Source organism: Flavobacterium flevense (genome assembly GCF_900142775.1).
In the GTDB taxonomy this organism is placed as follows: Bacteria; Bacteroidota; Bacteroidia; order Flavobacteriales; family Flavobacteriaceae; genus Flavobacterium; species Flavobacterium flevense.
The window spans coordinates 602,137-625,264 of record NZ_FRCC01000001.1 but is presented as its reverse complement, the minus strand read 5'-3'; the positions used below and the strand labels follow the sequence as shown (position 1 = coordinate 625,264).

Sequence of the window (23,128 nt, the reverse complement as noted above, 5' to 3'; positions counted from 1 at the left end):
CTTCCTTTAGATGGTTATATGCTTAAAAAAAATTTCAGCCATATATTAAAGATAAAAAAAATGTAGCAATCTTTTTTGATAGGATTGCTACATTTTTTTATAAAATAGATTTTCTTTTATTCTTTATCTCTTCCAAAACGCTCAAAAATAGTAACATAAGTGTTGAACGTAGTTCTGTGTTTCTGGAAAAAAGCGGTATCGTTGTTTTTCTTCATTACTCCTAATAACGCTCTGTAGCGTTCAATATCGGTAACAATATCAATAGCGATATCAGATTGGTCTGCAGCATCCATTTTGCTGTAGTAATTTAGGTTTTCTTTGTATTTTACAGTTAGTTTGTCAAGGATTTCCTGAGCTTTTGCTTTTTCGCCTACCTGATAATAGCCGTTTGCAAATGGTTCTAATAATGAATAATAACCAAATTTATCTACAGGCATTTTCTCCATAGCTAAATTAATTACTTTTTTAGCTTTGTCAATTTTACCTTCTTTTATCAATTGATCCATTAATCGGGAAAGATTAGTTCTGTAAGTAATACTTTCACGACGCGTTTCAGGGTCGTGGTAAATGTCACCATTACTATTGCCCCAGTCCCATTTCATCACGATGCTGTACATTTTATCAGAATCAATTTTACCCATTTCCATAGGGTTTCCATCTTTAGGGATAGTGGTTCTTACAGGAATTAGTTTGTAAACCATACCATCCAGTTGAAGGTAATCTTTCATCCATAAGTATTCTTCGTCTTCAAAAGCTCCTCCGCTAAAATAAATAGGTCTTTTCCAGTTATTGTTAGCAATAAGATCAAGCATCATTAGTCTGTTCTTGTATAAGGCACTTCCCTGAATGTCGATATCGATGTAAGGAACAATGGAGTCATAATCTTTCTCAGACACCATTTTGCTTTTAATAATAGCATTTTTGTCAACCGGAATTCTCACCTGATTGGTAGGGTAGAAATGAATGGTTTGTCCGTTTTGCATGTCAACTGTTGATTTAGGATGTTTGATAAAATCCATAAATCCTTTTACGCTCCAGCGGCTTTTTATTTTAGGAATGCTTACCACATAATCCAGTTTATCTCCTACATACTGGTCGTGTGTAAACGAGATAGGTAACGGATCGGATTCGTAAGTTTTGGTTTTCATCTGATCAATGTACCAGTCGGTCATGAAAAGGCTGGTGTTTACAATTTTAACATCGGTTCTGATGCTTTCAATTTCCTGAGCATACCATAACGGGAAGGTGTCATTGTCTCCAATGGTGAATAAAATAGCATCGGGATCACATGAATTTAAATACGCTTTTGCCATTGCTAAAGCAGTATATTTACCGGAACGATCATGATCATCCCAGTTTTCAGAAGCCATTAAAACCGGTGCTGCTAACAAAGAGGCTGCTATAATTACGGGAGCAGCAATTTTTGCGTTCAGGTATTTAGTAGCGCTTTCGTATATCGAATAAACTCCAAGTCCTATCCATATCGCAAAAACATAGAAGGAGCCTACTAAGGCATAATCTCTTTCACGAGGTTCAAAAGGTCTCTCGTTAAGGTATATTTTTAATGCAATTCCGGTAAAAAGGAATAGAACTAATAATACATAAAAACTTTTTAAGTCTTTCCCTGCATGATACATTAGACCAATAAGTCCTAAAACAAAAGGGATAAAATAATAAACATTGCGACCTTTGTTGTTTAAGGCGTCTGTAGGTAAGTTGTCTTGTGAACCTAAATGAATTTCGTCAATAAACTTAATTCCGCTAAGCCAGTTTCCGTCCTGATTGTCATACCTTCCCTGATTGTCGCTTTGACGACCAACAAAATTCCACATCAGGTATCTCCAGTACATGTAGCCAAATTGAAACTCAGCCATAAAACTAAGATTATCTGCTGTAGTAGGCTTTTCAATGATTAGATAATCACTATAACTTCTTAAAAATTTTACATAGCCTTCATTGTCAATTTGTTTTTGAGCATACGCTTTTCTGAATTCGGCAATGGTTTTTTCTACTTCATTTCTTAATTGAGCAGTAGCTCTGTTGTAATCTTCTTCAGATAATTTACTGGCGTCAATTCCGTAACGAGCCAAATCATTTTCATAAGGATAATTTGGATTTATAGTAAATTGTGGCGGATTAGTAAAATTAATATAGTTTTCAATATTAGCGGTGCTCCACATTCGGGGTAAGAAGGCCTTTTGAGCATCATCACTATTTTGTTCTGCATTTTTATAGTTGTTTACAATAACATATTTTCCTGTTTTGTAATCTCTCTCATAGTTAGGAGCTTTGTCACGGTAAGGATTATCCGGGTCTAAACCTGCAAAAGTTTCGGTGTATTGAGGGCCATAAAACAATGGATTAGAACCATATTGTTCTCTGTTGTAATACGCTAAAACCTCACGGGCATCTGAAGGCCTGTTTTCGTTTATAATAACATTTGCATTAGCACGAATAGGCAACATTAACCAGGTAGAGAAACCAATTAGGATAAATAATATACAAAGTATAAGTGTGTTGTAAGTTACTAAACCCTTGTCTCTAGTGAATTTTAAACCAAAATAAAAAGCGGCAATTAGTGCCAATGCAGCTAAAATAGTTCCGGAGTTAAACGGCATTCCCAGACTGTTTACAGTGAAAACTTCTGCTTCTGCAAAAAATGCCATAGTTAATGGAAGCAGTAATTTAAAAATAAATAATAAAACAGAAATCACGACCACATTAGCAATAATGAAGTTTTTGATGGTTATAGTCTTATAATTTTTAAAGTAATATAAAAATCCAATAGCCGGAATAGTCAATAATGCCATAAAATGCACTCCAAATGAAAGTCCTACTACTAGTGAAATAATAAGTAGCCATTTGTTTCCTCTTGGTTTATCCATGTCTTGTTCCCAACGTAAACCCAGCCAAAAAAGTAAGGCTATCAGTAGAGATGCCATTGCATATACTTCGGCTTCAACAGCATTATACCAAAAACTATCAGAGAAAGTGTAAGCTAAAGCACCTACAAAAGAACTTCCTAAAATTACAATATTGTTATTTTTATTGGTGTCTTCAGAATTTGAGATGATTTTTCTCAGGATCATCGTGGATGACCAAAACATGAAAAGGATAGTAAAAGCACTCGAAAAAACAGAAGTCATATTAACCATTAAAGCAACATGTTGAGGGCTTGCGGCAAACATGGCAAAGAAAGCGCCAATCATTTGAAATAAAGGGGCACCGGGCGGATGTCCCACTTCCAGTTTTGCTGCTGTGGCTATATATTCTCCACAATCCCAAAAGCTCATTGTGGGCTCAACAGTAAGAGAATAGGTTATTAATGCGATTCCAAATGCAATCCATCCTATGATGGTATTCCATTTTTTGAAATTGAAAGACTCCTTATTCATGTAATAAATTTTAGTTAATTTTTCGAGTTACAAAGAAAATGTTTTTTTATTTAAGGATGCCGTCATTAACAAAATTTTCTATAAAACTAATCTGGTTTTTAACTGGTTGATTATAAAAGGATTTTGATGTTTTTGATTTTTTTTCGAAAAAAAAACCGCAAAAAGTTTGTGTAAACTGAAAAAGCTTGTAAATTTGCACTCGCAATAAAGCACTGCTGGTCTATGGTGTAATGGTAACACAACTGTTTTTGGTGCAGTCTTTCTAGGTTCGAGTCCTAGTAGACCAACATAAAAAGCCTCTCATTCGAGAGGCTTTTTTTATTTTAATTTTTGACGGTTTTATATTTTAAATATAATAAGAGGTTTTGATGCGTGATTGGCTAAGTCTTCGCTGATGCTTCCGGTAAAAAAATGCGAAAGTCCTGTTCGTCCATGGGTGCAAAAACTGATTAAATCGGCATTGATTTCTTTTGAAAAATGAATGATTCCTTTCTCGATGTTGCTGTCATTGTAAATATGGGTTGAGAAGTTTTTAATTGCAAATTCACTGGTAAATTCATTCATTATTTTATTTGCGACAGCGGTTGTTTTAAAGCTGTTTGGGGTGCATATAGTTACCAAATTTAGTTTGGCATCAAATAAATTGACAAAATCAAGTATTTTTAGGAACGGTTTTTTTATTTCTTCAGAAAAATCAGAAGCGAAGACAATGTTTTTTGGGTTGAATACCGGAATTCCTTCTTTGATAACGATAACCGGTGCTGAGGATCGGCGAACTACTTTTTCGGTGTTGGAACCTATGATTATTTCTTCAATTCCTGAAACTCCGTTAGAACCCATAACTACCAGGTCTATATTGTTTTCGTCAATGTAAGAGAGGATTCCTGTAGATGCTTTTTCCATTTTGATGGAGTCGATGATAATGAGGTCTTTAAGGTAATCTTTCTCTTTTGTAAAACGCAGTGTTTCTTTTGCTTTTTGGATAAAAAACATAATATCAGGAATTGGGGTGGCGCCTGTAATTGCATCACTCATCTGGTTAGGAATTTCCATTATGTGGAGTAAATGGATTTCCAGATTGTTTTTGAGGGCTAGTTGTGCGGCTAGTTTCAGTGCGTTTTCGGCCTGAGTAGAGAAATCCGTAGGTACTAATATTTTTTTCATGATTATGATTGGGTTTTGTAATTGTAATTCTGTTTTTTTTAATGAAAATAAAGGTAAGGAATAATTTTACAGCAGTCAATTATTTTTGGTTTATAAAAATAAACACTATATTTGTGCCGTTATTTATTAAAATCTAGATAATGAGGGGACTAAATGTCCCCTCTTTTTATAAAAAATATGACATTTAAAGAAAAAGTAAATACATTATTGCAGGAAGCTCTTGAGGAGAGACCTTCCCTTTTTTTGATTGATCTGACTATTACTGATGCGTTTAAGGTAATTATAACTTTGGACGATGACAACGGAGTGGTTTTGCAGGATTGTATTGATGTTAGCAGGGCAATAGAGAATAACTTAGACAGAGAAGAGCAGGATTTTTCTCTTGAAGTAGCTTCAGTAGGGGTGGGATCAACGTTAAAATTAGTTCGTCAGTATAAAAAAAATATTGGCAGAACATTGATTGTGACTACAAATACTGAAAAAATTGAGGCTGAATTAGTTGATGCTAATGAAGATTTCATAATTTTGTCTTGGAAAGCAAGAGAGCCTAAAAAAATAGGAAAAGGAAAAGAAACAGTACAGAAAGAACAACAAATACCTTATACAGAAATTAAAGAGGCGGTTGTTACAGTAACATTTTAATTTAAAGAATTCGCATGGAAAATTTAGCATTAATCGATTCATTTTCAGAGTTTAAAGATGATAAACTTATTGATCGTGTAACGCTTATGGCAATTTTAGAAGATGTATTTAGAAATGCATTGAAGAAAAAATACGGTTCAGATGATAATTTCGATATCATTATTAATCCTGATAAGGGAGATATGGAAATTTGGAGAAGAAGGGTAATCGTTGCTGACGAAGATTTAGATTTTGAAAATGAAGAGATTACTTTAACAGAAGCCAGAAAAATTGAAGCAGATTTTGAAATAGGTGAAGAGGTTTCTGAAGAAGTAAAGTTGATTGATTTAGGAAGAAGAGCTATTTTGGCTTTGCGTCAAAACTTGATTTCTAAAATCCATGAACACGATAATACAAATCTTTACAAGCAATTTAAAGATTTAATAGGTGATATTTATACTGCCGAAGTGCACCACGTTAGACCAAGAGTTGTTATCCTTGTGGATGATGAAGGAAATGAAATTGTTTTGCCAAAAGAGAAACAAATTCCATCTGATTTCTTCCGTAAAGGAGATAATGTACGTGGTATTATTGAAAGTGTAGAGCTAAAAGGAAATAAACCTCAGATTATTATGTCCAGAACTTCAGAGAAGTTTTTGGAAAAATTGTTTGAACAGGAAATTCCGGAAGTTTTTGACGGTTTAATAATGATTAAAAAAGTAGTAAGAATTCCGGGTGAAAAAGCTAAAGTAGCCGTAGATTCTTATGATGACAGAATTGATCCTGTGGGAGCTTGTGTGGGAATGAAAGGTTCCCGTATCCACGGAATTGTTCGTGAATTAGGTAATGAAAATATTGATGTTATTAATTACACCAGTAACATTCAATTATTTATAACAAGAGCATTAAGCCCGGCTAAGGTTTCTTCGATTAAAATTAATGAAGAAGCTAAAAGAGCTGATGTATTCTTGAAATTAGAAGAAGTTTCTAAAGCAATTGGTAGAGGTGGTCATAACATTAAACTGGCTGGTTTATTAACAGGTTATGAATTAGATGTTATCCGAGAAGGTGATATCGCTGGCGCTACTGCTGATGAGGATGATGTTGAATTAACAGAATTCTCAGATGAAATTGAAGAATGGATTATAGAGGAGTTTGCAAAAATTGGTTTGGATACTGCAAAAAGTATTTTGAAGCATGATGTAGAAGACTTAGTAAGAAGAACAGATTTAGAAGAAGAAACAATTCTGGATGTAATGAAAATATTGAAAGAAGAGTTTGATAGTTAGTTCTATGCTTCTAACAACACAACAAAATAGGTAATAATAAAAAGGTTATATGTCTGAAGAGAGAGTAATAAGAATAAACAAAGTTTTAAGGGAATTGAATATTTCTTTGGAAAGAGCTGTGGATTATCTTAAAGATAAAGGGATTGCAATTGAGTCCAATCCGAACACAAAAATTTCCAACGACGTATACGATGTCTTGTGCGGTCAGTTTGCGGGTGACAGAGGGAAAAAAGAAGCTTCTAAGGAAGTAGGAGAAGAAAAAAGAAAAGAAAAAGAGGCTTTACGTATTGAACGTGATAGAGAAGCGGAAGATAAACGTAAGCAAGAAGAGGAATTGCAAAGACAACAACAGGAAGTGATTAAGGCAAGAGCCGTAATTTCAGGACCTGTTCAGGTTGGTAAAATTGATTTAAATCCTTCTAAACCTACACCTCCGGCAGCTGCTGTTCCGGCTGAAGAAAAAGTTGTTTCTCCAAAGCCTGAAGCTGTAGAAGAAAAACCGGCTGCTAAAACTGTTTCTCCTGAGAAATCGGAATCAGACAAAAAAGAAGAAAAGCCTGTTGTTGCTGAAGCTGCTAAACCTGTAGCTGAAAATAAAGAGCCTAAAAAGGAAGAAACGATTCCGGCTCCAAAGCCTAAAGAAAAAGAGAAAGAAGAGGTTAAGGCGGTTAAAGAAACAGCTAAAACTGATGAAGCACCAGCGGAAGAAGCAATTGCTACTCAATACCAAAAACTTTCAGGAGCTAAATTGACAGGGCAGACTATTGATTTGTCACAATTCAATAAGCCTAAAAAGAAAAAAGAAGATCCTAAAATTACTCCTAATAAACCAGGTGCGCCTGGAGCTGCCGGAGCTAATGCCAATAAAAATAAGCGTAAAAGAATTGCTCCTAAACCAGGAACTCCTAATACGCAAAGTACACCCAGACCTCCGGGAACTCCTAATCCTAATAAAATTACACCTAATGCAGCTGGTGGAGGATTTAATGCAAACAGAGGGGCAAGACCTGGGTTTGTAAAAGGAAATCGTCCTGCTATTGTGGCTAAAGTAGAGCCAACAGAAGAGGAAGTTAAAAATCAAATTAGAGAAACTTTAGAAAAACTTCAAGGTAAAAAAGGAGGAAAATCTAAAGCGGCTAAATACAGAAGAGATAAAAGAGATACACACCGTCAAAAATCTGATGATGAGCAAAGAGCTTTAGACGAAGAAAGTAAAACTATTAAGGTTACTGAATTCGTTACTGTAGGTGAAATTGCCATTATGATGGATGTACCTATTAATAAAGTAATTGGTACTTGTATGTCACTTGGTATCATGGTTACTCAAAATCAACGTCTGGATGCTGAAACATTAACTATCGTTGCTGATGAATTTGGTTACGATGTTGAATTTATTACTGTAGATATCGAAGAAGCTATCGAAGTAATTGAAGATAAAGAAGAAGACTTAGAAGTAAGAGCGCCTATTGTTACGGTAATGGGTCACGTCGATCACGGTAAGACCTCTTTACTGGATTATATTCGTAAAGAAAATGTTATTGCTGGAGAATCCGGAGGAATCACACAGCACATTGGGGCTTACGGTGTAACTTTAGATAACGGACAAAAAATTGCTTTCTTAGATACACCGGGTCACGAGGCGTTTACCGCAATGCGTGCACGTGGAGCTCAGGTAACCGATATTGCTATTATTGTAATTGCTGCTGATGATGACATCATGCCGCAAACTAAAGAGGCTATTTCTCATGCTCAGGCAGCAGGAGTGCCTATTATATTTGCTATCAATAAGGTAGATAAACCAAATGCGAATCCTGAAAAAATTAAAGAGCGTTTAGCCGGTATGAATTTATTAGTAGAAGACTGGGGTGGAAAAATCCAATCGCATGATATCTCTGCTAAAAAAGGAACAGGTGTTAAAGAGCTTTTGGAAAAAGTATTATTAGAGGCTGAGGTTTTAGAATTAAAATCAAATCCTAATAAAGCAGCTCAGGGTACTGTAGTAGAAGCATTCTTAGATAAAGGAAAAGGATATGTATCTACAATATTAGTACAACACGGAACATTAAGAATTGGAGATTATTTATTAGCAGGTAAGCATCATGGTAAGGTAAAAGCGATGCATGATGAGCGTGGTAATATTGTTACTGTGGCTGGACCTTCAACGCCGGTATCTATTTTAGGTCTGGACGGTGCAGCAACTGCAGGTGATAAATTCAATGTATTTGAAGACGAAAAAGAAGCAAAACAAATTGCAGCTAAACGTTCTCAGTTAATGCGTGAACAATCAGTACGTACACAACGTCATATTACACTTGATGAAATTGGTCGTCGTATTGCATTAGGTCAGTTTAAAGAATTGAACGTAATCCTTAAAGGAGACGTGGATGGTTCTGTGGAAGCATTATCTGATTCATTCTCTAAATTGTCTACTGAAGAAATTCAGATTAACATTATCCATAAAGGTGTTGGAGCCATTACTGAAACTGACGTTATGTTAGCTTCTGCTTCTGATGCGATTATTATCGGATTTAACGTTCGTCCTGCCGGAAATGCAAGACAGTTAGCTGATAAAGAAGAGATCGATATCCGTTACTACTCTATTATCTATGCGGCAATCGATGACTTGAAAGATGCAATGGAAGGAATGCTTGCTCCGGAAATGAAAGAGGAAGTATTAGGAACTGCTGAAATTAGAGAGTTATTCAAAATTTCTAAAGTAGGTACTATTGCAGGATGTATGGTTATGGATGGTAAGATTACCCGAAATGGAAAAATCAGAATCATTAGAGAAGGTGTAGTAATCCATGAAGGAGAACTAATTGCATTGAAACGTTTTAAAGACGATGTAAAAGAAGTTACTAAAGGTTACGATTGTGGTATCCAGATAAAAGGATTCAATGATATCGAAGAAAGAGATGTTATTGAAGCTTACCACGAAGTAGCAATCAAGAAAAAATTGAAATAGTATTTCAAATATAATCTTATAAGAAAAATCCCGAGCAATCGGGATTTTTTTGTATTTATGCCTACCGTGTGTTTTTAAGCCACAGATTACACAGATTTTTACAGATTGGTTTAAATGATATGTTGTGGTAATTTAGGGTGTATTAGTCGTCTCTTCGAGTGATTTTAAATGATATTGCGACAGCATTATTATTTAAAATTGTATCGAGAAGTTTTGTTTTAAGCCCAAGTTCATGAATTGATGAATTCCAAAACTATTTTATTAAAGAAGATTTTTTTGTTTCTCTTAAAGTCGCTTTTCTTTAACGAAAAGAATTTTGGTTTTTTATTTGGAACAATATAAACGGGTTTTAATTAACTTTAAGGTAAGTCATTTTGAAGCGATTTAGCCCATAAAAAAAGAGCTTAAAAAAGTATAAAATCACTTTTTTAGGCTCTTTTTTTTATAACAAATAGTGTTAAAATTTTATTTTTTAGGTTTTATTAAAAAAGCATTTTCATAGCTTTTTTTGATTTCGGCTAAATTTCTTTCGGCTTCAATCCTGCTTCTGAAATTACCTATCCAAACTTTGTAATTAGGTGTGTTAAAAACGATAGTTCCGTCCAGCTCTGGAAAACTTTGTCTACAGCTGTATAAGGTGCTTTTTGCTTTTTCACTGTTTCCGCTAAAGACCTGGATTTTATATCCCTCATTTACAGCTATTGAGCTGTTTAATTTTCTTTTTTCGTTTAATAGTTGTTCAAACTTGGGATTTTGATGAATGTTAATTTTTGCCTCTTGAGCCGATAATTTATAACTGCAAATTGTCATAAGTGCAATGCAAATTGAAGTGTTTTGAATAGTTAAAATTCTCATAATGTGAAGATTTTTAAGTAAAATTAATATTTATAAACTGAATGTGAAACAAAAAATTTATTTAGAATTATTATAAATTGAGTTTTGAGCTATTTTAGGGTTTTGAGAATAGTTCTTAAGTCGTATTTTTGTGGCTGTTTAAAATAAAGGGACGTTTTTATATGAAATTGTTGTATAAAAAATTGTGCCAATTTTTAGTAGATAATCATTATACTTTATGAAAAAGGTGGGTAACCATAATTCGAACTCAAGGAAAATGTTTTTAAGTTTAGCAATGATGCTGGCTTTTTCCTTCTCTTCATTTGCGCAAGATGCTGCTCCTGCAGCACCAACCGAGGCTGCTCCTGCAGCTGCAACTGCTGGTGGTGATCCGGTAAAAGGTAAGGCGCTTTTTAATTCTAATTGTGCTGCTTGTCATAAGCTTGATGCTAAGTCAACAGGTCCTGCTTTAAGAGGGATTGCTGATAAGCATGATGCAGAATGGCTTTACAAGTGGATTCATAACAGTTCTGACATGATTAAGTCAGGAGATCCTGTTGCTGTTAAATTATTTGAGGAAAATAATAAATCAGTAATGACTGCTTTTCCACAATTGTCAAATGAGGATATTGATAACATTATAGCCTATACTTCTGAGCCAAAAGCTGAGCCTGCTGCAGGTGCTGCAACTGGTGCTGCCACTCCTCCGGGAACAAATGTTGGTGGAGGTAGCTCTAATAATGTAATATTAGGGGTTCTTGCATTGGTTTTAGTGGTGTTAGTAGTAATGCTAATCATGGTGAACAATGTTTTAACTAAAGTTGCTAAAGCGAATGGTATTGAAGTGGCTCCTAAAGCTGAGCGTACTCCAATCTGGAAAGCTTTTGTTAAAAATCAATTTTTAGTATTGGTTACTTCTATTTTCTTATTATTAGCGAGTGGGTATTTTGTTTACGGCTTTTTAATGCAGGTAGGTGTGGATCAGGATTATGCTCCAATTCAGCCGATACATTATTCTCATAAAATTCACGCTGGTGATAATGAGATCAACTGTAAATACTGTCACTCTGCTGCAAGAGTTAGTAAATCAGCAGGTATTCCTTCTTTAAATGTTTGTATGAACTGTCATAAAAATATTTCTGAAGTTGCTGAGACTACAGCTACACCTGAATACAGCAAAGCATTTTATGATGCTCAAATTCAAAAATTATACGATGCCGTTGGATGGGATAAAACTACTCAGTCTTATACCGGAAAAACAAAACCTGTAAAATGGGTTCGTATTCATAATTTACCTGATTTTGTTTACTTTAACCACTCTCAACACGTAACTGTAGGAGGAATTGAATGTCAAACATGTCACGGTCCTGTTGAAACTTACGAAATTCAAAAACAATTTGCTCCTTTAACAATGGGATGGTGTATTGATTGCCATAGAAAAACAGATGTTAAAATGGAAGGAAATGGGTATTATACTAAGATACATGAAGAACTTTCTAAGAAATATGGTGTGGAGAAATTGACCGAAGCACAAATGGGAGGTTTAGAATGTGGAAAATGCCACTATTAATCAAATTATTAAGATTTTAATATATATATACAATGTCATCAAACAAAAAATACTGGAAAAGTGTTGAGGAACTAGAAAATGGTTCTATTGTTGAGGCGCTTAGAAATAACGAGTTTGTTGAAGAAATTCCTACTGATGAGTTTTTAGGAAATACGGATGCAATGTCATCTTCTTCAACTTCAAGACGTGATTTTCTAAAGTACGTTGGTTTTAGTACTGCTGCGGCAACACTTGCTGCATGTGAAGGGCCTGTGAACAAGACAATTCCTTATGTATTACAACCGGAGCAAATCATTCCTGGAGTAGCTGATTATTATGCAACTTCTGTTTTTGACGGTTTTGATTTTGCAAATCTACTTGTTAAAACACGTGAGGGGCGTCCTATTAAAATAGATAATAATACTATTTCGGGAGCTAAATTTGCTGCAAATGCCAGAGTTCATGCCTCAATATTGTCATTGTATGATAATATGCGTTTGAAAGCACCAAAATTGGAATCGAAAGACTCTAGTTGGTCTGCAGTAGATGCAAGAATTAAATCAAGCATTGCTGAAGCAAAAGCGGCAGGTAGTCAGGTAGTTTTACTGACGAATACTTTAGCAAGTCCTTCAACAGAAAAATTAATTGCTGATTTTATTGCTGCAAATCCTAACGCAAAACATGTGATTTATGATGCTGTTTCCTCTTCTCAGGCTTTAGATGCTTTTGAAGCTGTTTATGGAGAAAGAGCTTTAGTAGATTATGATTTCTCAAAAGCATCTCTTATTGTTTCTGTAGGAGCTGATTTCCTTGGAGATTGGCAAGGTGGAGGATATGATGCAGGTTATGCTCAAGGCAGAATTCCGAAAAACGGAAAAATGTCTCGTCATTTCCAATTAGAAGCTAATATGACTTTATCTGGTGCTGCTGCTGATAAGCGTTTACCAATGTCGGTATCGAATCAAAAACAAGCATTAGTACACATATATAATATTATAACAGGTTCTGCAGTTGCTGTAAACCTGGCACCGGAATTTAAGGCAGAAGTTACTAAAGCAGCTCAGCAATTGAAAGCAGCAGGTTCTAAAGGTCTTTTGGTTTCTGGTATCCAGGATAAAAATGCACAATTATTAGTTTTAGCTATCAATCAGGTTTTGGCCAGTGAAGCTTTTACAACTGTTGGAACAAGACAAATAAGAAAAGGATCTGATGAAAAAGTAGCTCAGTTACTTAAGGATATGAAAGCTGGAAGCGTTCATACTTTAATTATGAGCGGTGTGAACCCGGTTTATACTCTTGCTGATTCAGCTTCTTTTGTAGAAGGTCTTAAAAAAGTAAAAACTTCAGTAGCTTTATCTTTAAAAGAAGACGAAACTGCTTCTATTACAACTATAGCTGCTCCGGTTCCTCATTATTTAGAGGCTTGGGGAGATTTAGTTTTAACTAAAGGTACTTATAGCTTAACGCAGCCAACTATTCGTCCATTGTTTGAAACAAAACAATTTCAGGATGTTTTGATGTCTCTTAATGGGCTTACAGGTACTTATTACGATTATTTAAAAGCTTATTCTTCATCATTTATTGCAGGTTCAAGCTGGAATAAAGTATTGCATGATGGTGTTTTTGTTGGAGCTCCACAAGCTGCTTCAGGAGGAACAGCTGATTATGCTTCTGCTGCGAATGAATTAGCAAAATCTAAAGCTGGTGCCGGATTAGAATTAGTATTGTATACTAAAACAGGTATGGGAGATGGTCAACAGGCTAATAACCCATGGTTGCAGGAGTTTCCTGATCCAATTACCAGAGTTTCCTGGGATAACTATCTAACTGTTTCTAATGCTGATGCAAAAACTATCGGTTTATCTAATGAAATTGTTGCTAATGGAGGTTTGAATGGTAGTTATGCTACTATTACAACTGCTGATGGTACTAAATTAGAGAATGTTCCTGTTATTGTTCAACCAGGTCAGGCTGTTGGAACAGTAGGTTTAGCTTTAGGGTACGGTCGTAAAGCTGCTTTGAAAGAAGAAATGCAAGTAGGTATTAATGCTTACGCATTATATAAAGGTTTTAACGATGTTCAGGCTATTGAATTAGTTAAAGCTGGCGGAGAACATGAGTTTGCTTGTGTTCAAGGTCAAAAAACATTGATGGGTAGAGGTGATATTATTAAAGAAACTACTTTAGAGATCTTTAATACTAAAGATTCTAAAATTTGGAACGAAACACCAAAAGTATCTTTAGATCATAAAGAAGTTGAAGCAACTTCTGTTGATTTATGGGAATCTTTTGATCGTTCTGTAGGACATCACTTTAACCTTTCTATTGATTTAAATGCCTGTACAGGATGTGGGGCTTGTGTAATTGCTTGTCACGCTGAAAACAATGTACCTGTAGTAGGTAAATCAGAAGTAAGAAGAAGCCGTGATATGCACTGGTTGCGTATCGACAGATACTATTCTTCTGAAAGTACTTTTGAAGGAGATAATGAAAGAAAAGAAGGTATTGCCGGATTATCCAGTTCATTATCTACTTTTAATGAAATGGAAAAAGCAGGAGACAATCCTCAGGTAGCTTTCCAGCCAGTAATGTGTCAACACTGTAACCACGCACCTTGTGAAACAGTTTGTCCGGTTGCTGCAACTTCTCATGGTCGTCAGGGTCAAAACCATATGGCATACAACAGATGTGTAGGTACTCGTTACTGTGCTAACAACTGTCCTTATAAAGTACGTCGTTTTAACTGGTTCTTATACAATAAGAATAGTGAATTTGATTATCATATGAATGATGATTTAGGACGTATGGTGTTGAATCCGGATGTAAATGTTCGTTCTCGTGGAGTAATGGAAAAATGTTCTATGTGTATTCAAATGACACAAGCTACCATTTTAAATGCGAAGAAAGAAGGAAGAGAAGTAGTTGATGGTGAATTCCAAACTGCATGTTCAAGTGCTTGTTCTTCTGGAGCAATGATATTTGGTGATGTTAATGATAAAGCAAGTAAGGTAGCGGCATTAGCTGCTGATGAAAGATCTTATCACTTATTAGAGCACGTAGGAACAAAACCTAATGTGGTTTATCACGTAAAAGTTAGAAATACTTAGAAATAAATTTAAAATCAATATAAAGGAATATGTCTCATATATACGACTCTAGTATTAGAAAGCCTTTAGTTATAGGTGATAAAACTTATCATGATGTAACAGTAGATGTGGCAGCGCCTGTCGAAGGTTTGGCTAATAAACATTGGTGGATTGTATTTTCAATCGCCTTAACAGCCTTTCTTTGGGGAATAGGATGTATAGTTTATACCGTATCTACAGGTATTGGAACATGGGGGTTAAATAAAACAGTTGGTTGGGCCTGGGATATCACAAACTTCGTTTGGTGGGTGGGTATCGGTCACGCAGGAACCTTGATTTCTGCAGTATTGTTGTTGTTCCGTCAAAGATGGAGAATGGCAATTAACCGTTCTGCCGAAGCTATGACGATTTTCTCTGTTGTGCAGGCTGGTTTGTTCCCGATTATTCACATGGGACGTCCTTGGTTAGCTTACTGGGTATTACCAATTCCAAATCAATTCGGGTCATTATGGGTTAACTTTAACTCACCATTGCTTTGGGACGTATTTGCAATTTCAACTTATCTTTCGGTTTCATTAGTATTCTGGTGGACTGGTTTATTACCTGATTTTGCAATGCTTAGAGATAGAGCAATTACTCCTTTTAACAAAAGAATATACTCTATTTTGAGTTTTGGATGGAGCGGTAGAGCTAAAGACTGGCAACGTTTTGAAGAAGTATCTTTAGTATTAGCTGGTTTAGCAACTCCTCTTGTACTTTCTGTACATACTATTGTATCTATGGACTTTGCTACTTCGGTAATTCCGGGATGGCATACCACAATTTTCCCTCCGTACTTCGTTGCTGGAGCGGTATTCTCAGGATTTGCAATGGTAAACACACTGCTTATCATTATGAGAAAAGTATCTAATCTGGAAGCTTATATTACTTTGCAACACATCGAATTGATGAACCTTATCATCATGATTACCGGTTCTATTGTAGGTGTGGCTTATATTACTGAGTTATTTATTGCCTGGTATTCCGGAGTAGAATATGAGCAATATGCATTCTTAAACAGAGCTACCGGACCTTACTGGTGGGCATATTGGTCAATGATGACTTGTAATGTATTTTCTCCACAATTCATGTGGTTCAAAAAATTAAGAACAAGTATTATGTTTTCTTTCATTATTTCGATTGTAGTAAACATAGGAATGTGGTTTGAGAGATTCGTAATTATTGTAACTTCACTTCACAGAGATTATTTACCATCTTCATGGACAATGTTCTCTCCAACATTTGTTGATATTGGAATTTTCATCGGAACAATAGGTTTCTTCTTTGTATTATTTTTATTGTATTCAAGAACTTTCCCTGTAATTGCACAGGCAGAGGTTAAAACAATTTTAAAAGCAACAGGAGATAATTACATAAGAGAAAGAGAAGCAAATAAAGATTCACACCATGAGTAATAAAGTAATATACGCCATTTATAATGACGATGATGTATTGATGAATGCGGTTAAGAAAACCAGAGCAGCTCATCATCATATTGAAGAAGTTTTTACTCCATTTCCAGTTCACGGTTTGGATAAAGCTATGGGATTAGCGCCATCAAGATTAGCTATTTGTGCATTCTTATACGGATGTGTAGGGATCTCTTTTGCAACTTTCATGATGAGTTATATCATGATTCATGACTGGCCACAAGATATTGGAGGTAAGCCAAGTTTTAGTTATATTCAAAATATGCCTGCATTTGTGCCTATCATGTTTGAAATGACTGTGTTTTTTGCAGCTCACTTAATGGTAATTACTTTTTATATGAGAAGTAAATTATGGCCTTTTAAACAAGCTGAAAATCCAGATGTCAGAACTACTGATGACCATTTTTTAATGGAAGTAGCTGTAAATAATAATGAAGAAGAATTAGTTTCTTTTTTCCAAAGTACAGGTGCTGTAGAAGTTAAAGTAATTGAAAAGAATTAATTTAGATATGAAAAGGGTATATAAAATAACACTATTGTTAGGCATAACTATGTTAGTAGCTTCTTGCCATAACGATAAAGCGCCGAATTATCAGTATTTTCCAAATATGTATGAATCAGTAGGCTATGAAACTTATTCAGAGTCTAAAGCTTTTGCAAATGGTCAGGAAGGGCAACTACCTGCTGAAGGAAGTATAAACAGAGGTTTTGAACCTTATGAATATCCAAATACTACTGAAGGTTATGAATTAGCTAAAGCAAATTTAAAATCACCTCTTGATTCTTTGGATAGAAATTCTGAAAAAGGGAAAGAACTTTTCGATATTTACTGCGCAATTTGCCACGGTACAACTGGTAATGGTAAAGGAAAATTAGTTGAAAGAGAAAAATTTCTTGGAGTTCCTAGTTATGCGGATAGAGTTATCACAGAAGGAAGTATTTTTCACGTTGAGACGTATGGTTTAAATGCAATGGGTTCTCATGCAAATCAATTAACTAAACACGAGCGTTGGTTGATTGCTGACTACGTGCTTAAACTTAAAAGCCAATTATAATTGTTGAACAAACTGATCGTATTAGATATGTATACATTTTCAAGTAAATTAAAAACTTTTTCTTTTATCTTAATGGCCGTTGGTATATTAGGAATAGGGTATGGTTTTTTAAACGCACCAAAAGATATTCATGAAGTTGAGAATATTCTTGCTGCATCATCACACGGTGGGCACGGAGAAGCAACTCACCATGAAGAAGAAGCTACGCCTGCTCATGAATCTGAACACGCAACGGCAACACCAGCTGCTGAAGTGGAGGCAGAAGCACACGCAACAACACCTGCGGGTGAAGTTTCAGCTGATTCTGTTCCTGCACATGATGCTGCGGTAGTAAGTCACGCAGAGGAAGTTAATGCTCATGCAGAGCATGCAACTGCTAAAAAAGCTGATGAAGTTGACGCACATGCTGAACATGAAGAGCATTTAACTCACGTGTTACACCAATTGCAAAACAAACCATGGGCTGCATTATATGTTGCCAGTATTTTCTTTTTGTTGATCACAATGGGAACTTTAGTTTTCTATGCTATTCAACAAGTGGCAGTAGCAGGATGGTCTCCGGTTTTGTTTAGAGTTATGCAGGGTATAACCTCTTTTCTTCCTATAGCTTCTATTATATTTTTTATAATATTAGTGTTATGTGGTCTTCATTTTAATCATTTGTTTACATGGATGGCTGATGGAGTTACTGATCCAACAAGTGAAAATTATGATAAAATGATTGCTGGAAAATCAGGTTATTTAAATTTTGGATTCTGGATTGTCAGAGCTGCAATTTTCTTAATCGGATGGAATTTATACCGTCATTATTCAAGAAAAAATTGTTTAGCTCAGGATGATTCTAATGATAATAGTTTTTATAAAAAGAACTTTAATATCTCTGCAGGTTTCTTAGTTTTCTTTATCGTATCTGAGTCTATCATGTCTTGGGATTGGATTATGTCATTTGATCCTCACTGGTTCTCTACATTATTCGGATGGTATGTATTTGCAAGTTTCTTTGTAAGTGGAATTACGCTGATAGCATTGGTAACTGTTTATTTAAAATCAAGAGGTTTCTTAGAATATGTAAATACAAGTCATATCCATGATTTAGCTAAGTTCATGTTTGGTATCAGTATCTTCTGGACTTACTTATGGTTTTCTCAGTTTATGTTGATTTGGTATGCTGATATTCCTGAAGAAATCACCTATTTTGTAACAAGAATTAATTTATATAACCTTCCTTTCTTTGGAGCAGTTGTTATGAATTTTGTTTTCCCATTGTTGATTCTTATCAATACTGATTTCAAAAGAATTTCATGGGTAATTGTTATGGCGGGTATCGTTATTTTAGCAGGTCATTATATTGATTTCTTTAATATGATTATGCCTGGTACTGTTGGTGATCAATGGTTTATAGGTGTTCCTGAAATCTCATCAGTTCTTTTCTTCCTTGGGTTGTTTATTTTTACTGTCTTTACAGCATTAACTAAAGCTCCTTTATTAGCAAAAAGAAATCCTTATATCGAAGAAAGTAAACATTTTCATTATTAATTTTTAAAGAGATAAACAGATGACAAGTTTGTTGGTAATTATAGTTTTAGTTTTATTAGCTGTTGCTTTATGGCAATTGACTAAAATATTCGACCTTACTCAAGTGGGTTCTTCTTCAGATAGTTCTCAGGTAGCTAATGATAAGGATAATAATATTCAAGGATATTTGATGTTTGGTTTTTTAGCATTCTTATATATTTTTACAATATATGGTTTGTTAGCCTGGGGTGATATGCCGTTGCATACTCCTGCTTCTGCTCATGGAGGTCAGGTAGATAATCTGATGAATATTACCTGGGTTTTAATTTTTATAGTTCAGGCGATTACACAAGTTTTATTGTATTATTTTGCTTTTAAATACAAAGGTAAAAAAGATCAGAAAGCTTTATATTTTGCAGATAATAATAAATTAGAAGCATTATGGAGTATTATTCCTGCTGTTGTTTTAGCTGGTTTGATTCTTTATGGATTGTATGCCTGGACAAACATTATGTTTGTTGATGAGGATGAAGATACTATTGTAGTTGAAGTATATGCACAACAATTTAAATGGACTGCCAGAATTGCCGGTGAAGATAATGTGTTAGGTAAAGCTAATGTAAGATACATTGAAGGTGTAAATACTTTAGGTGTAGATTTATCAGATAAAAATGCTGAGGATGATATTGTAGTAAGTGAATTGCATATTCCTAAAGGAAAAAAAATACACTTTAAATTCCGTTCTCAGGATGTTTTACACTCTGCTTACTTTCCTCACTTTAGAGCTCAGATGAACTGTGTTCCGGGTATGGTTACTGAGTTTGCTTTTACTCCTATCTACACTACTTCTGAATACAGAGAATTACCTTACATGGTTGAAAAAGTAGCTCATATTAATGAGTTAAGAGCTAAGAAAAGTGTTGAGTTAATTGCTAAAGGTGAATCAGGATTAGATCCTTATACATTTGATTATTTATTACTTTGTAATAAAATTTGTGGTGCTTCGCACTATAACATGCAAATGAAAATAGTTGTTGATACACCGGAAGATTACAAAAAATGGTTAGCAGATCAAACAACTTTAGTTGCTCAGGTAAAAGCATCTTTAGAAAAACCGGCTGAAGAAACTCCGGGTGAAGCTAAAGAAAATGATACTGTAGCAGCTCCTGAGGTAGCTATGAAATAATAATTATTAAGAAAATTTAAAGTATACTATATGTCAGCAGAAGGTCACGATCACGCACACGATCACGAACATGAACACCACCATAAAGAGACATTCATTACTAAATATATTTTTAGTATTGATCACAAAATGATTGCTAAACAATACCTTATTACAGGTATTATTATGGGAGTTATTGGGATTGCTATGTCTTTACTTTTCAGAATGCAATTGGCATGGCCAGAAGAGTCTTTTAAAATATTCAATGTTTTATTAGGAGACAAATTTGCACCTGATGGTGTAATGGCAAATGATATTTATTTAGCCTTAGTTACAATTCATGGTACTATCATGGTATTCTTTGTATTGACGGCTGGTTTGAGTGGAACATTTAGTAACCTGCTTATTCCACTTCAAATTGGAGCAAGAGATATGGCTTCCGGATTTATGAACATGATTTCATACTGGTTGTTTTTCTTATCTGCTGTAATTATGTTATGTTCTTTATTTGTTGAGGCTGGACCAGCTTCTGCAGGTTGGACAATTTATCCTCCATTAAGTGCTTTACCACAAGCTATTCCAGGTTCTGGAACAGGTATGACTTTATGGTTAGTATCTATGGCAATCTTTATCGCATCTTCTTTGATGGGATCTTTGAACTACATCGTTACTGTAATCAACTTAAGAACTAAAGGAATGTCTATGACAAGATTGCCTCTTACAATCTGGACATTTTTTGTAACTGCTATAATTGGAGTTATTTCATTCCCGGTATTATTATCAGCAGCTTTATTATTGATTTTTGACAGAAGTTTTGGAACATCATTCTTCTTATCTGATATTTATATTGCTGGAGAAGTTTTACATTACCAAGGTGGTTCTCCTGTTTTATTCGAACACTTATTCTGGTTCTTAGGACACCCTGAAGTATATATTGTAATCTTACCTGCAATGGGTCTTGTTTCTGAGATTATGGCAACTAACTCACGTAAACCAATTTTTGGTTACAGAGCCATGATTATGTCAGTTCTTGCAATTGCATTTTTATCTACAATTGTTTGGGGTCACCACATGTTTATCTCAGGTATGAATCCATTTTTAGGATCTGTATTTACCTTTACAACATTATTGATTGCAATTCCTTCTGCTGTAAAAGCATTTAACTGGATTACAACTTTATGGAAAGGTAACTTACAACTGAATCCTGCAATGTTATTCTCTATCGGAATGGTTTCTACTTTCATCACTGGAGGTTTAACAGGGATTATTTTAGGAGACAGTACATTAGATATTAATGTTCACGATACTTACTTTGTAATTGCTCACTTTCACTTAGTAATGGGTATCTCTGCACTTTACGGAATGTTTGCCGGTATTTACCACTGGTTTCCTAAAATGTACGGTAGAATGTTGAATAAAAATTTAGGTTATATTCACTTTTGGGTAACAGCAGTTTGTGCTTATGGAGTTTTCTTCCCAATGCACTTTATTGGATTAGCTGGTTTACCAAGACGTTATTATACAAATACAAACTTCCCGTTATTTGATGATTTGCAAAATGTAAACGTATTGATTACAACTTTTGCTTTAGTTGGTGGAGCTTTCCAATTAGTATTCTTGTATAACTTTTTCGCCAGTATCTTTAACGGTAAAAAAGCGGTACAAAATCCTTGGAGATCTACAACATTAGAATGGACTACACCGGTTGAACATATTCATGGTAACTGGCCAGGTGAAATTCCAGAAGTACACCGTTGGGCTTACGATTACAGTAATCCTGAGCACGAAGAGGATTTTGTTCCTCAAACGGTTCCAATGAAACCGGGTGAATCAGTATTACACCACTAAAAATATTTAAAACCTCTGTTTTTACAGAGGTTTTTTTATACACTGCTTTGATGTATTTATTATTTCCAAATGACAATTCGTTTTTTCTATCTTTGTTAAATGAATGAAAATTTAGACCCAACAACAAGAGGATACAATCCTGAAGAACTTGATCTGGAAAAACGATTAAGACCGCTTAGTTTTGATGACTTTGCAGGTCAGGATCAGGTATTAGAAAATCTAAAGGTTTTTGTTGCTGCTGCTAATCAACGCAGTGAAGCATTAGATCATACTTTATTTCACGGCCCTCCGGGACTGGGAAAAACTACTTTAGCGAATATTCTGGCTAACGAATTAGAGGTGGGTATCAAAATTACTTCGGGTCCGGTATTAGATAAGCCAGGAGATCTTGCCGGTTTACTGACTAATCTGGAAGAGAGGGATGTTTTATTTATTGATGAAATACATCGTTTAAGTCCCATTGTAGAAGAATATTTGTATTCGGCAATGGAGGATTTTAAAATCGATATTATGATTGAGTCGGGTCCTAATGCAAGAACGGTTCAAATCAATTTAAATCCTTTTACCTTAATTGGAGCTACTACTCGTTCAGGTTTGCTAACAGCTCCTATGCGGGCACGTTTTGGAATTTCATCCAGATTGCAATATTATACAGTAGAATTGCTGACTACTATTGTACAAAGAAGTGCTTCTATTTTAAAAATGCCAATCTCTATGGAAGCCGCTATAGAAATAGCCGGAAGAAGCCGTGGAACACCCAGAATTGCAAATGCTTTGTTGCGAAGAGTCCGCGATTTTGCACAAATTAAAGGAAATGGAACTATTGATATTGAAATTTCTAAATATGCCTTGAAAGCACTGAATGTAGATGCTCACGGACTGGATGAAATGGATAATAAAATTTTAAATACCATTATTGATAAATTCAAAGGCGGTCCGGTAGGTTTAAGTACACTGGCAACTGCTGTTTCTGAAAGCAGTGAAACTATTGAGGAAGTATATGAACCTTTCCTGATTCAGGAAGGATTTATCATGAGAACTCCGCGAGGAAGAGAAGTTACTGAAAAGGCCTATACTCATTTAGGAAAAACCAGAGCAAATATTCAAGGTGGACTTTTTTAAGGAAAGCTGGAATGAAGTTGGAAGTTAGAAGTTAGAAGCTGGAAAATGGAG

Annotated in this window: 15 protein-coding genes and 1 tRNA gene; 13 read left to right on the top strand and 3 right to left on the bottom strand. The window is 35.0% G+C overall.

The features are described from left to right. Positions 1–116 precede the first annotated feature (116 nt). Positions 117–3,395, bottom strand: coding sequence for a glycosyltransferase family 117 protein (locus tag BUB89_RS02730; protein ID WP_073241606.1), 3,279 nt, complete (start codon positions 3,393–3,395; stop codon positions 117–119). A 216-nt stretch (positions 3,396–3,611) separates the two neighbouring features. On the opposite strand from BUB89_RS02730, the gene BUB89_RS02725 reads away from it, so the two are divergent. Further along, positions 3,612–3,682, top strand: a tRNA-Gln gene (locus BUB89_RS02725). Between the two features lie 52 nt (positions 3,683–3,734). Here the strand turns inward: BUB89_RS02725 and BUB89_RS02720 are convergent. After that, the gene (locus tag BUB89_RS02720; RefSeq protein WP_073241604.1) at positions 3,735–4,559 is read right to left on the bottom strand and encodes a universal stress protein; all 825 of its coding nucleotides are present in this window, start codon (positions 4,557–4,559) and stop codon (positions 3,735–3,737) included. Positions 4,560–4,736: 177 nt separating this feature from the next. Between BUB89_RS02720 and rimP the strand changes: the two genes are divergently transcribed. From rimP to infB, 3 genes are read left to right on the top strand one after another with little or no spacing between them, the layout of a single operon-like run. Further along, a complete protein-coding gene (rimP, locus tag BUB89_RS02715; RefSeq protein ID WP_073241601.1) occupies positions 4,737–5,201 on the top strand; it encodes a ribosome assembly cofactor RimP in 465 nt (154 codons plus the stop codon). Between the two features lie 14 nt (positions 5,202–5,215). After that, positions 5,216–6,469, top strand: coding sequence for a transcription termination factor NusA (nusA, locus tag BUB89_RS02710; protein ID WP_073241599.1), 1,254 nt, complete (start codon positions 5,216–5,218; stop codon positions 6,467–6,469). Positions 6,470–6,518: 49 nt separating this feature from the next. After that, positions 6,519–9,434: a translation initiation factor IF-2 gene (infB, locus tag BUB89_RS02705; protein ID WP_073241597.1), complete on the top strand. Its 2,916-nt coding sequence runs from the start codon at positions 6,519–6,521 to the stop codon at positions 9,432–9,434. A gap of 465 nt (positions 9,435–9,899) precedes the next feature. On the opposite strand, the gene BUB89_RS02700 is transcribed toward infB, so the two are convergent. Further along, positions 9,900–10,289, bottom strand: coding sequence for an SPOR domain-containing protein (locus tag BUB89_RS02700; protein WP_073241595.1), 390 nt, complete (start codon positions 10,287–10,289; stop codon positions 9,900–9,902). Positions 10,290–10,506: 217 nt separating this feature from the next. Between BUB89_RS02700 and BUB89_RS02695 the strand changes: the two genes are divergently transcribed. The 9 genes from BUB89_RS02695 to ruvB all read left to right on the top strand — a co-directional run bounded on the left by BUB89_RS02695 (position 10,507) and on the right by ruvB (position 23,077). Then, the gene (locus tag BUB89_RS02695; protein WP_073241593.1) at positions 10,507–11,838 is read left to right on the top strand and encodes a c-type cytochrome; all 1,332 of its coding nucleotides are present in this window, start codon (positions 10,507–10,509) and stop codon (positions 11,836–11,838) included. A 32-nt stretch (positions 11,839–11,870) separates the two neighbouring features. Beyond that, a complete protein-coding gene (locus BUB89_RS02690; protein ID WP_073241591.1) occupies positions 11,871–14,924 on the top strand; it encodes a TAT-variant-translocated molybdopterin oxidoreductase in 3,054 nt (1,017 codons plus the stop codon). A 29-nt stretch (positions 14,925–14,953) separates the two neighbouring features. Next, positions 14,954–16,357 carry an NrfD/PsrC family molybdoenzyme membrane anchor subunit gene (gene nrfD, locus BUB89_RS02685; protein WP_073241589.1) on the top strand — a complete coding sequence of 468 codons (1,404 nt, stop codon included), beginning with the start codon at positions 14,954–14,956 and terminating at the stop codon, positions 16,355–16,357. Then, complete coding sequence (locus BUB89_RS02680; RefSeq protein WP_073241587.1) at positions 16,350–16,874, top strand: DUF3341 domain-containing protein; 525 nt, start codon at positions 16,350–16,352, stop codon at positions 16,872–16,874. The genes nrfD and BUB89_RS02680 overlap by 8 nt, the downstream gene beginning before the upstream one ends. A gap of 7 nt (positions 16,875–16,881) precedes the next feature. Continuing rightward, positions 16,882–17,427: a c-type cytochrome gene (locus BUB89_RS02675; protein WP_073241873.1), complete on the top strand. Its 546-nt coding sequence runs from the start codon at positions 16,882–16,884 to the stop codon at positions 17,425–17,427. 27 nt (positions 17,428–17,454) lie between these two features. Next, complete coding sequence (locus tag BUB89_RS02670; protein ID WP_073241871.1) at positions 17,455–18,963, top strand: quinol:cytochrome C oxidoreductase; 1,509 nt, start codon at positions 17,455–17,457, stop codon at positions 18,961–18,963. A 19-nt stretch (positions 18,964–18,982) separates the two neighbouring features. Then, a complete protein-coding gene (locus tag BUB89_RS02665) occupies positions 18,983–20,128 on the top strand; it encodes a cytochrome c oxidase subunit II (protein WP_073241584.1) in 1,146 nt (381 codons plus the stop codon). Positions 20,129–20,158: 30 nt separating this feature from the next. Next, a complete protein-coding gene (locus BUB89_RS02660; RefSeq protein ID WP_073241582.1) occupies positions 20,159–21,955 on the top strand; it encodes a cytochrome c oxidase subunit I in 1,797 nt (598 codons plus the stop codon). Between the two features lie 99 nt (positions 21,956–22,054). Next, complete coding sequence (ruvB, locus tag BUB89_RS02655) at positions 22,055–23,077, top strand: Holliday junction branch migration DNA helicase RuvB (protein ID WP_073241580.1); 1,023 nt, start codon at positions 22,055–22,057, stop codon at positions 23,075–23,077. The last annotated feature ends 51 nt before the right edge of the window (positions 23,078–23,128 follow it).

Excerpts from the sequence above, each read along its gene's own strand:
- BUB89_RS02675 (WP_073241873.1), top strand. The coding sequence starts at position 16,882 with ATGAAAAGGGTATATAAAATAACACTATTGTTAGGCATAACTATGTTA.
- BUB89_RS02665 (WP_073241584.1), top strand. The coding sequence starts at position 18,983 with ATGACAAGTTTGTTGGTAATTATAGTTTTAGTTTTATTAGCTGTTGCT.
- rimP (WP_073241601.1), top strand. The coding sequence starts at position 4,737 with ATGACATTTAAAGAAAAAGTAAATACATTATTGCAGGAAGCTCTTGAG.
- BUB89_RS02660 (WP_073241582.1), top strand. The coding sequence starts at position 20,159 with ATGTCAGCAGAAGGTCACGATCACGCACACGATCACGAACATGAACAC.
- BUB89_RS02720 (WP_073241604.1), bottom strand. The coding sequence starts at position 4,559 with ATGAAAAAAATATTAGTACCTACGGATTTCTCTACTCAGGCCGAAAAC.
- BUB89_RS02700 (WP_073241595.1), bottom strand. The coding sequence starts at position 10,289 with ATGAGAATTTTAACTATTCAAAACACTTCAATTTGCATTGCACTTATG.
- BUB89_RS02730 (WP_073241606.1), bottom strand. The coding sequence starts at position 3,395 with ATGAATAAGGAGTCTTTCAATTTCAAAAAATGGAATACCATCATAGGA.
- BUB89_RS02680 (WP_073241587.1), top strand. The coding sequence starts at position 16,350 with ATGAGTAATAAAGTAATATACGCCATTTATAATGACGATGATGTATTG.
- nusA (WP_073241599.1), top strand. The coding sequence starts at position 5,216 with ATGGAAAATTTAGCATTAATCGATTCATTTTCAGAGTTTAAAGATGAT.
- nrfD (WP_073241589.1), top strand. The coding sequence starts at position 14,954 with ATGTCTCATATATACGACTCTAGTATTAGAAAGCCTTTAGTTATAGGT.
- BUB89_RS02690 (WP_073241591.1), top strand. The coding sequence starts at position 11,871 with ATGTCATCAAACAAAAAATACTGGAAAAGTGTTGAGGAACTAGAAAAT.
- ruvB (WP_073241580.1), top strand. The coding sequence starts at position 22,055 with ATGAATGAAAATTTAGACCCAACAACAAGAGGATACAATCCTGAAGAA.
- BUB89_RS02695 (WP_073241593.1), top strand. The coding sequence starts at position 10,507 with ATGAAAAAGGTGGGTAACCATAATTCGAACTCAAGGAAAATGTTTTTA.
- BUB89_RS02670 (WP_073241871.1), top strand. The coding sequence starts at position 17,455 with ATGTATACATTTTCAAGTAAATTAAAAACTTTTTCTTTTATCTTAATG.
- infB (WP_073241597.1), top strand. The coding sequence starts at position 6,519 with ATGTCTGAAGAGAGAGTAATAAGAATAAACAAAGTTTTAAGGGAATTG.